Source organism: Erwinia sp. Leaf53, assembly GCF_001422605.1.
Lineage (GTDB): Bacteria > Pseudomonadota > Gammaproteobacteria > Enterobacterales > Enterobacteriaceae > Erwinia.
Genome location: NZ_LMLK01000006.1, coordinates 110,005 through 120,427, shown reverse-complemented (window position 1 = coordinate 120,427; position 10,423 = coordinate 110,005). Strand labels below are relative to the sequence as shown.

Here is a 10,423-nt window from a genome sequence, read left to right as displayed (position 1 = left end):
CCGGCACGCTGGGCTGGAGCGATATCCACAACAGGGCCGACGTGAAGTCGCAACATCAGGGCGTGGGCCTGAGCAGCGGCGGCAGCATCGGCAGCCAGTTTGGCGGCAATATGGAAAACGCGCTGCTGGCGGGGGTAAACCACAAAGAGAGCGCGGAAGGCACCACCAAAGCGGCGGTGAGTGCGGGCAGTATCACCATCCGCGACGGGGATGCCCAGAAGCAGGATGTTTCTCAGCTGAGCCGTGACGTTGAGGGTGCTAACGGCAGCATCGGGCCGATATTTAACAAGGAGAAGGAGCAGAAGCGGCTACAGCAGGCGCAGCTTATTGCGGAGATAGGKAGCCAGGCGGCGGATATCGCCAGAACTCAGGGTGAAATCAACGGCCTGCGGGCGGAAACCGACCCGGCGAAACTGGCGGAGGCGCGGGCGGAGCTGGAGTCGAAGGGCAAACCGTTCAGCGAATCAGACGTGCTGAAGCAGGCGCACAGCAACGCGCAGGCGCGGTGGGGCACCGGCAGCGCGATCCAGCAGGGCATCCAGGCGGCGACGGCGGCGGTGCAGGGCCTGGCGGGCGGCAGCATGGCGCAGGCNCAGCTTGATATTGACCATTAAACCGTTCAGCGAATCAGACGTGCTGAAGCAGGCGCACAGCAACGCGCAGGCGCGGTGGGGCACCGGCAGCGCGATCCAGCAGGGCATCCAGGCGGCGACGGCGGCGGTGCAGGGCCTGGCGGGCGGCAGCATGGCGCAGGCTATTGCCGGAGGTTCTGCACCGTATATTGCGAATATTATCGCGAAAAGCACGGATGATCTGGCGGCGAGGACGATAGCACATGCGGCAGTGAATGCGGTGATCGCGGCGGTGCAGGGCAACAGTGCACTTGCAGGCGCGGCAGGCGCTGTTACCGGAGAACTTGCGGCGGGCATCATCAAAGACCAGTTGTACGGCAAAGAGACGAAAATCAGCGATCTGAGTGAAGAGCAAAAACAGACCATCATCGCACTGGGGACACTGGCAGCGGGTCTTGCGGGTGGTATTACGGGCAACAGCACCGCAAATGCGCTGGCGGGAGCCCAGGCGGGTAATACCACAGTCACCAACAATTATCTTACCGAGAAAGAATCCCGGCAGCTTGATAAAGAGTTGTCTGCCTGCAAATCTTCGGGTGAAGATTGTAAGTCTGTTGTTGAAAAATATATTGAAATCAGCAACAAAAACAGTAGGGAGCTGATCGAAGCCTGCACCGGTGGCGGAGTCAAATGTGTCACTTGGGAGGAACTGGTACAGGCGCATACCAATGTCGCTCTGGATGAAAATAAGTATCAGATCAGGCTGAGTGAGAAATTGAAGGATCCGGATGCTGTAGCCATCGTGAAATATCTTAATGGTTCTGATCTGAAATTTCTCAGGGATAATATCACGACCGGTGACCGGGTTATGGATGTGGTAATGACTCCAACGTCATGGCCGGTAGCAATAATGGGCGGAAAAGCCATAATCACCAATGCCGTCAATAACACCAAAGAACAGCTTATTGCCGTGGGTGCCGGTGTGGCCGCAAGTGCGGGTATCCAGTACGGAACTACAGGTGAAGTGAAATTATCTGATGTAATTGGAGCGGGTGTCATTGGTGCTATCACAGCCGGTAAGGGCTATAACCCGACGATGGCATGGAATGCGGCAGGCGGTTATTACCAGGCTGAAATTAGTGGTAACGATCCCTTTCTGGCAGCATTGATGAGCAAAGCGGGTGCTTCCGCTGGATATGCGGCAGGTAACGTTATCAAAGTACCAATGGATAAAATTTTTAACCCTGTATCGAAACAGTATGAATGGATGCCGACAGGTGTATGGACGATCACAAAACCTGTATCCCAGCATCCTTTACCATCTATTGTTGGAAATGCAGGCAATTCTATTACATCAGGATTAGTACCCGGGTATTTAGAAAAAAAATCGGAAGCTAAGAAATAATGAAAAGTATCATGGTGTTAGCTAAGGTTTTTTTACTGCTTGAATTGGCGATGAGTTTTGTTGTTGCAGCTTTTTTCTTCTTTTTTGAGGGGCTTAACTATTTAGCCGAAGGTGTTTTTTATTTTGATAACTTATGGCGTGGGTTAAAAGGTGTCACTTTCGGAGCAATTCCTGTAAGCCTTATTTTATGGTTTTTTTATCACCTTCTACCCTTAATTAAGAAATGATCTCTATGCTTTAATGAGTAACAAAAAAATCCCGGCCACCGAGCCGGGATATTTTTATCTGTTGTTCAGTCAGTTACCGGTTCTGACCTGCGGTTTACTGATCACCTCGATCAACTCCGTTACCTGGCGCTGCTTACGGGGCGAAAGCTTCCCACATGCCCGGCGTAGCGTGCTCAGTACCTCCGGCTCCTGATCCGGCTGTGGCTCCTGCGCGGTCAGGATCAGGCAGCCGGGCGAGACCCGGACGTAAACCTGCGTGCCGGTCTCAAACCCCGCCTCCCTCAGCCAGCGTCTCCGCAGGGTGATGCTTTCTCGGTCATCGCCGCCCTGCCGGGGTTGCTGATCCGGCTGTGGCTCCTGCGCGGTCAGGATCAGGCAGCCGGGCGAGACCCGGACGTAAACCTGCGTGCCGGTCTCAAACCCCGCCTCCCTCAGCCAGCGTCTCCGCAGGGTGATAGCCGGCAGCGGCTCAGACGTTGCCGCATCGCGGATATAGCTCAGGGTGCAGACTATTGCGGTTGAAGCATGAAACTAATATCCACTTAAATACAATATAATCAGCACATTACTACCTCAGTCAGATTTCAAAATCCGGTATCATCATGCTCCGATAACCCTTGAACCAGCCGGGTTAAAGATAAAACCGGCAAGGCACAACCTGCATTCCACTCANTCAGTCAGATTTCAAAATCCGGTATCATCATGCTCCGATAACCCTTGAACCAGCCGGGTTAAAGATAAAACCGGCAAGGCACAACCTGCATTCCACTCATATAGCGTTCTTCTTAAAACGGGAGCGATGGCGGTAGCGTACTTATCTTCCTTCTGTTTCATTGAAATTATCTGAATAAAATCAGCATGATATCGATGCTCGCGCGCCGAAATCATCCCGCAGGCCCGGCGCAGGGTGTTCAGACGCAACCGGCGGAGCAGAATCGAACCCGGGATGATGTTGAACTGTGAAATACTATCAGTTATTAACTGCGCTCGGTCAATGTGGCACGAAGATGTGAGGTTAAAGGAAAATAATGAAAAACATCACTGAACTCTGCGCTTCCGTGACAGAAAGTGCTTATGGATTATCGATGGGGACGATATGGCAACATATCTGCGTTGAATGCGTTGAATGCGTTGAATGCGTTGAATGCGTTGAATGCGTTGAATGCGTTGAATGCGTTGAATTGCCTGATAATTACCTGTTCAGAAAACACGCGTTTTTCGTGCTGCTAACCGCGTTGCTCAGTACCGGGAAAATAAAGCTAGCCGCGGAAGGCGTATTTTTGCCCGGCTCCGTTGAGCAGCAAATCACACTAATACAGCAGGCCTGGCCGCCGTATCCCTCTGTAGAAGAAGACGACGAACTGGATGAGGTCGGCATGTGGTTTCTGGCTAAGTCACCTGCCGGGGTGGTCTGGTTAACCCCGGATGGCACAGAGATTTGGACTTAAATGAATCCCGCTCTTTGCCAGATAAAAGCGTCGCAGAGGGATTTAATCCGGGAGTAAGCGTGCCCTGTAAGAGCCTGTTCGACGTCTTTAGCCGCAGGCATAATGACCTGGCGGGCTAAAAATATTTTAGCAATATTGTTATTTTCTGCATTAAAATTCTGGGGTGGGCTGTTTTTAATCTCCTTTTCATCCCCCTCTGTTTCATGTGACTTTGTTAAATCCGCTTCGCTGACGTATTTATGGAACATGATCATTATCCCTTTTAATTATAATTCTGTTAGCGATTAATTGACCGACCAATGCGGGCATAGGTATGCCTTACCCCGCGGATCGCGATACTGTATGCCAGAATGTTTTCTGGTAATGCCACCCCCATATAACCCGTGTCGCCAATATGATGCAGATCGGCTCCTGCCATTTTGCTCATCAGCGCTATCTGACGAATGGTGCTGATATCTGCCCCCTCCTGTGATGTACCAATCGCTGTCATTACCAGTGCGCCCTGGCTGTGCGCAGCGTCAACAAGCGATGCGACGCGCTGCTGGCTCATTCCGGGCACCGTACCCGGTGCCGGAAGTAAAGCAACATCAGCCCCCTGGGAGGCGAACCCGATCACGTCCTCTTCGTTGATAATGCGATCCCCGCTTTCCTGTACGATCCCTGCGCCGTGCATTTTTCCGGCGATGATAACAGCGCTTTCTTTAACCGCATCGCGAATATCTCTTACAGCCATTCCCAGAGCGTGATTGCTGACGCCATTATTGGGATTGCCGGTCAGCACCAGAAATTTCGCACCCATATCAACTAACTTACGCGCATTTTCTATTGTTGCGGCGCGTCCCGGTTTCATTTTCCAGATATTGTCATGAGCAACGGCAAACTCAGGATCAACCGCCTCAAGATTTACGCCAATGAGACGCCCCGTCAGGCGTTGTAGTTCACGCAGTATTTGCGGTGGTGCAATGTTTGCAGGAAGCCCGCGGATCTGAGGGTTTTCAACATCAAACATGTTAATCAGTAAGATATCCGCGCCTTGTGATGCAGCCAGTTCCGCATTTGTCACGTCGTTGAGCAGTGGCTGAGTTATTGCAATGGTTTCACTCACCATTACCCGGCCTTCACTGGCACGGATAGCATACAAAAGCGCTTTTTTATCCATCGACATATAATCAGAAGCACAGCAGTCCAGTAAGCGTTTGTTCGTCATGACAGTTTTACCTTATTGATTAACTAACGAGCGAATTTCATCAGCAATAGTTTCAGCCTGCGTCCCGACAATGACCTGTAGCCCCGTATTTCCACGTTTGACAATACCCATGGCACCCAGGTTTTTAAGCTCGTGCTCCTGAATATTTTCCATGCTGACTACCTCCAGCCGCAGGCGCGTAATGCAGGAGTCAATACGCGTTAAATTATTCCCCCCACCGAGCGCGGCGAGATAGGCCGCTGCACGGTGCGCCGAGGTAACAGGAGGCGAAAAAGACTTATCCGTTTCTTCTCTTCCCGGCGTGGCCAGATTGAAACGGCTTATAAAAAACCTGAACAAGAAATAATAGATCAGCGCCCACAGCATACCTATTGGCAATATCAACAAGGGGCGTGAAGAAAGCCCAAAGGACAGCACATAGTCAATCAGGCCAGCAGAGAAGGTAAATCCCATTTTGATGCCAAGGGCCTGGCATACGGCCATAGCGACACCGGTCAGTAAGGCATGGATACCGTAGAGCACAGGGGACAGAAACAGAAAGGTGTATTCAACGGGCTCAGTTATGCCCGTCAGTAACGTTGTCAGTGCCAGCGAAAGAAACAGCCCTGCTACGGCAGAACGCGTTTTTTTCGGCGCGGCGTGATACATGGCCAGACATGCTGCTGGCAGCGCGAACATAAATACCGGGAAAAACCCCGTCATAAATGCCCCCGCTGACGGGTCGCCTGAAAAGAACCGGTGAATATCGCCGGTAATAACAGTTCCATCGGCAGTGGTATATGAACCAAACACAAACCAGACCAGCGAATTGACGATATGGTGCAGGCCCACGACGCGGAAGATAACGTTCAGCATACCGTAGACAAACGGGCCAACCGGACCCGATGCGATCAGCCAGTTTCCCACCGCATTCACGCCGTGCTGCACCGGTGCCCATGCCCATCCCAGCGCAACGCCGATGACCAGGCAGCTTAATCCCGTAGCGATCGGAACAAAACGCTTACCGCCAAAAAAAGCCAGGAATTCCGGCAACCTGATATTACATAAGCGGTTGTAGATAAATCCGGCTAACAGCCCGGTCAGAATACCGGCCAGCACCCCCATATTCAGCTCGGGATTGATAGCCTGCATGACGGAAGTCAGAACCAGATAGCCAATGGTGCCCGCCAGGCTGGCAGCGCAGTGGTTATCTTTTGCCAGCCCACCGCTGATGCCCATGGAAAACAGCAGCGGAAGGTTGTCAAACAGCGTTTGTCCGGCTTTGGTGATAAAACTGATATCCAGAACATCAGGTTGCCCCAGGCGTAACAGCAACCCGGCTATCGGTAAAACGGCAATAGGCAGCATCAGAGCCTTACCCAGCCGTTGCATCATGAGAAAGGCGTTTCCCTGCATAAAGTCACCTCAAAAGTACCCGTACAGATTATAAAAAATCGATATGTACCATTAATGCACCTTTGATAGACCTTTCATAAGCAAACGATTTTGTTTATGAATCTGGATGAAAATTTGTGGTGCGGATCACGCTCAGCGGGTTGCAATATCATTCTGATGATGACAATCCCGCGTTACTGGATAACAATTGGTTCACTCATTCTGAACCAGTCAGGATATCCACGAAGACCTATGAGCACATCCTCACCAACTGAATTCCACCTTGATGAATCCAGCAGGCTGCCGCTGTATTTACAACTGGTGAATTGCATAAAAACTGCAATTAGCGAAGGTCGCTTACGTGCAGGCGATGTCCTGCCGTCAGAGCGGACGCTGGTAGAGATGCTGCAGGTTGCGCGTGGCACGGTTCGTAAGGCCCTGTTACAGCTGCTGGAAGAGGGCATTCTCTTACGCAATCAGGGAGTGGGAACATTTATTGCGCCGCATGTGCGTCAGTCCCTGCCGTTTCTGGAGAGCTTCAGTGAAATGGCTGCGGCCAGCGGCGGCACGGCGCAAAGTGATCTGATGGGGTATCTGCGGCGGCCATGCTCGCCGGATGAGCGTCATGTCTTGCAAATGGCAGAGGGCAATGACGAAATAGTGGAACTGACCCGACTCAGAAAGGTTAACGGTATTGCCGTTTCCCTCCAGCTGGCGATTCTTCCGGCGCATTTGCTGGATAACGTCGGGGAGCTGGGTGAGTCTTTGTACCGGCACCTGGAAAAGAAAGGTGCCCGGGTACTGCGGGCAACCCAGAACTTTAGCGCAGCGATGACGGACGCTAAACTGGCATACTACCTTGGCACCGACGAGAATGAGCCCGTGTTACTGGTGACCCGGACGGGCTTTACACATAACGACCGGCCGGTTGAACATACCCGAACCTGGTGTCTTAACAATTACTGTGATTTTACGATTGAGCTGCATTGTAAAAACGAATGAAGACAATAATCAGTTTTAAAGCCTGATGAGATGGGCTCTTCACGCTCCTCAAATGCCGCGGCAGGAGAGTGAGTCAGCCAGGAAACGGCCGGCTGAAACCGGTTGAAAGCCACACCCGCTGTTCACTGGGTTTTTACGTGATGGTGGAGTGTAAGGCTGCACCGGCACTCATTACTGCCAGCCATCCCATCTTCACCGATTTTTCCGTAAAGCCCACTGCGGCACTTGTTTGCCCACCCCGCCGGCACTATCCTCGCCCCAGCCATAAATGCCAACGCTTACCCGTTGCTTTACGGTTAGCGGGTGGCCGGTTCTGTCACACCTTCCGCCCGCGCTTTCGAATGCCATCCCTCCCTGCGCTGACCGTCTCGATTGTGCATCCTGGTCAGTGCCGGAATCCCTCTCAGCCCTCGCGTATCGTCCACCCGTTCATTCCGAGCCCTGACCAGGCTTTACTTAGCGTTAATCAGGCGGGCGGCTTGCCGCCGTTCTGCACCGGTCCCCCTTTACGCCGCCGCCCGATCCTGCGGCAGCGGGATATCGGCGCTGATGCGTTCGCCGTCCGCGGCGAACACCATGCACTGGTGCGGATGGAACGCGGTCTGCAGCGTCTGGTAAGGGCGGAAATGCACGTCGCCCGGCAGCAGCAGCTTAAAGCCGTCCTGGCCGTGGCTCTGACCAAACAGGAAAGTGTTATTCCCCAGCCGCTCAACCACTTCGCAGTGGAACTCCAGCTGCAGCGGCGCGTCGCTGTTGATGCACAGATGCTCGGGGCGGATGCCTAAGGTCAGTTCGTCGCCAGGCCGCAGCTGGCGCAGCGGAGCGGGCAGGTTCAGGGTACGTGCGCCGCCGCCGATGCTGACCACCAGTCCGGCCGCGCTGCACTCCTCCACCAGCGCGGGCAGGAAGTTCATCTTTGGTGAACCGATAAAACCGGCGACAAAACGGTTGACCGGGTTGTAGTAGAGCGCCATCGGCGAACCGGCCTGTTCTATCTTGCCGTAGTTCATCACCACGATCTTATCGGCCAGCGTCATCGCTTCGACCTGGTCGTGGGTGACATACACCATCGTGGTCTTCAGCTCCTGATGCAGTTTAGCGATATGCAGGCGCATCTCCACGCGCAGCTCGGCGTCGAGGTTCGACAGCGGCTCATCGAACATAAATACCCGCGGATTGCGTACGATCGCCCGGCCAATCGCCACGCGCTGGCGCTGGCCGCCGGAGAGCTGTTTAGGCTTGCGGTCCAGCAGGTGCGAGAGCTGCAGGGTTTTCGCCACCATCTCCACCTGGTGACGGATGCGATCCTTCGGCACGCCGTTGACCTTCAGGCCATAGCCCATATTCTCCGCCACCGTCATGTGCGGGTAGAGCGCGTAGGACTGAAACACCATCGCCACGCCGCGATGGGCAGGGGCCACGTCGTTGACCACTTCATCGCCGATCAGGATCTCACCGTCGCTGACCTCCTCCAGCCCGGCAATCAGCCGCAGCAGGGTGGATTTACCGCAGCCGGAAGGGCCGACGAAGACGGCAAACTCACCCGCCTCGATATCCAGTTGAATATTTTTGAGCGTTTCGGTTTTGTCAAAGCGCTTGCTGACGTTTCTCAGTCTGATACCGGACATGCGGACCTCATCGGAAGGAAGAATAACGGTAAAATGTATTACGTGTAACAAGTTGGCGTTTGATGCCGCCAGCCTTGTACTGCCTGAGTTGACTATAACTCCCTGATGTTATGCCCCCTACCGGTGATTTCGATTTCTGTAATACCGATCACATATTAGCGCAGCAGGGCTGGAGCCGGGGCGCGGTTGCAGGTAGTTTGTAACACGACATAACCTGAAGTACGACGCCATACAGATAGTTTACATCGCGACTTTACAGGCTTAAGCGCCAAAAATTACGCCGCTAAATAACTAAAAATGTCATACCTTCACATGAGGTTAGCAATGAAAATGAAGACCCGTCTCTCGCTGCTGCTGTCAGCGCTGGTATTAAGTCACTCGGCGCTGGCCGCGCAGCAGTTGACCGTCTGGGAAGATATTAAGAAGTCGGCCGGCATCAAAACGGCGGTGGCCGACTTTGAGAAGCAGTTTGGCGTGCAGGTAAAGGTGCAGGAGACGCCGTTTGCCCAGCAGATTGAGAAACTGCGGCTGGATGGCCCGGCCGGCATCGGCCCGGACGTGCTGGTGATCCCCAACGATCAGCTGGGCAGCGCGGTGGTGCAGGGGCTGCTGACGCCGTTGACGCTGGATGCCGCGCACCAGGCGGCGTATACGCCGTCGGCGATGGCGGCCTTCAGCCTGAATAACCAGGCTTATGGCGTGCCGAAGGCGGTTGAGACGCTGGTGCTGATTTATAACAAAGACCTGCTGCCGTCGCCGCTGAAAACGCTGGAAGAGTACCGCCTGTTCTCGCAGAAGCAGCGCGAAGCGAAGCAGTACGGCCTGCTGGCCAAGTTTGACCAGATTTATTACAGCTGGGGCGCGATTGCGCCGATGGGCGGTTATATCTTCGGCAAAGACGGTAAAGGCGGGCTGAACACGCTGGACATCGGCCTGAACACCCCCGGCAGCGTAGAGGCGGTGACCTACCTGAAGCGCTTCTTCAGCGAAGGGCTGCTGCCGGGCGGCATCATCGGCGATAACGGCCTGAACGCCATCGACTCGCTGTTCACCGAGAAGAAAGCGGCGGCGGTGATTAACGGCCCGTGGGCGTTCCAGCCTTACCAGGCCGCCGGTATCAACTACGGCGTTGCGCCGCTGCCCGATCTGCCGAACGGTAAGCCGATGAGCTCGTTCCTCGGCGTGAAGGGCTACGTGGTTTCCACCTGGAGCAAGGACAAAGCGCTGGCGGAGAAGTTCATCAACTTCATCAACCAGCCGCAGTACGTCAAGCTGCGTTATCAGCAGACCCAGGAGATCCCGCCGCTGGTGGCGCTGATGGATGACCCGATCATCAAAGACGATGAGAAGGCCAGTGCGGTCGCCCTGCAGGCAGCGCGCGCGTCGGCGATGCCGGGCGTGCCGGAAATGCAGGAAGTGTGGGGCCCGGCCAACGCCGCGCTGGAGCTGAGCGTCTCCGGCAAGCAGGAGCCGAAAGCCGCGCTGGATAACGCCGTGAAGCAGATCCATATGCAGATCGAAGCGATGCAGGCCAGCAACCAGTAATCTCGCCGCGCGGCG

10 protein-coding genes and 1 pseudogene are annotated in these 10,423 nt (G+C 54.3%); 6 read left to right on the top strand and 5 right to left on the bottom strand.

The features are described from left to right. The 3 genes and pseudogenes from ASF13_RS24775 to ASF13_RS07475 all read left to right on the top strand — a co-directional run. Window positions 1-592 (top strand): annotated as a pseudogene (locus ASF13_RS24775) (hypothetical protein); the annotation flags it as partial. Between the two features lie 152 nt (window positions 593-744). Then, window positions 745-1,977, top strand: a complete 1,233-nt coding sequence (locus tag ASF13_RS07480; protein ID WP_082502312.1) for a VENN motif pre-toxin domain-containing protein — start codon at window positions 745-747, stop codon at window positions 1,975-1,977. Continuing rightward, complete coding sequence (locus ASF13_RS07475) at window positions 1,977-2,204, top strand: hypothetical protein (protein ID WP_056234279.1); 228 nt, start codon at window positions 1,977-1,979, stop codon at window positions 2,202-2,204. The genes ASF13_RS07480 and ASF13_RS07475 overlap by 1 nt, the downstream gene beginning before the upstream one ends. 69 nt (window positions 2,205-2,273) lie before the next feature. Here ASF13_RS07475 and ASF13_RS25155 read toward each other — a convergent pair whose 3' ends face one another. Continuing rightward, complete coding sequence (locus ASF13_RS25155; protein WP_255354420.1) at window positions 2,274-2,705, bottom strand: SymE family type I addiction module toxin; 432 nt, start codon at window positions 2,703-2,705, stop codon at window positions 2,274-2,276. Window positions 2,706-3,232: 527 nt separating this feature from the next. Here ASF13_RS25155 and ASF13_RS07465 point away from each other — a divergent pair. Then, complete coding sequence (locus ASF13_RS07465) at window positions 3,233-3,652, top strand: DUF596 domain-containing protein (RefSeq protein ID WP_235514958.1); 420 nt, start codon at window positions 3,233-3,235, stop codon at window positions 3,650-3,652. Here ASF13_RS07465 and ASF13_RS07460 read toward each other — a convergent pair. The 3 genes from ASF13_RS07460 to ASF13_RS07450 are packed head-to-tail and all read right to left on the bottom strand — an operon-like array spanning window position 3,649 to window position 6,254. Further along, window positions 3,649-3,900: a hypothetical protein gene (locus ASF13_RS07460; RefSeq protein ID WP_156365568.1), complete on the bottom strand. Its 252-nt coding sequence runs from the start codon at window positions 3,898-3,900 to the stop codon at window positions 3,649-3,651. The two genes, ASF13_RS07465 and ASF13_RS07460, sit on opposite strands and share 4 nt — an antisense overlap. Window positions 3,901-3,929: 29 nt before the next feature. Next, on the bottom strand, window positions 3,930-4,859 hold the full coding sequence (locus tag ASF13_RS07455) for a hypothetical protein (RefSeq protein WP_056234266.1): 930 nt from the start codon (window positions 4,857-4,859) through the stop codon (window positions 3,930-3,932). Between the two features lie 12 nt (window positions 4,860-4,871). Further along, window positions 4,872-6,254 (bottom strand): PTS transporter subunit EIIC, encoded by a 1,383-nt coding sequence (locus tag ASF13_RS07450; RefSeq protein ID WP_082502311.1) that lies wholly within the window; start codon window positions 6,252-6,254, stop codon window positions 4,872-4,874. Between the two features lie 231 nt (window positions 6,255-6,485). Between ASF13_RS07450 and ASF13_RS07445 the strand changes: the two genes are divergently transcribed. After that, on the top strand, window positions 6,486-7,235 hold the full coding sequence (locus ASF13_RS07445; protein WP_056234259.1) for a GntR family transcriptional regulator: 750 nt from the start codon (window positions 6,486-6,488) through the stop codon (window positions 7,233-7,235). A gap of 506 nt (window positions 7,236-7,741) precedes the next feature. Here ASF13_RS07445 and ASF13_RS07440 read toward each other — a convergent pair. Further along, window positions 7,742-8,863, bottom strand: a complete 1,122-nt coding sequence (locus tag ASF13_RS07440; RefSeq protein ID WP_056234256.1) for an ABC transporter ATP-binding protein — start codon at window positions 8,861-8,863, stop codon at window positions 7,742-7,744. A gap of 324 nt (window positions 8,864-9,187) precedes the next feature. Between ASF13_RS07440 and ASF13_RS07435 the strand changes: the two genes are divergently transcribed. After that, a complete protein-coding gene (locus ASF13_RS07435) occupies window positions 9,188-10,408 on the top strand; it encodes an extracellular solute-binding protein (RefSeq protein WP_056234253.1) in 1,221 nt (406 codons plus the stop codon). The last annotated feature ends 15 nt before the right edge of the window (window positions 10,409-10,423 follow it).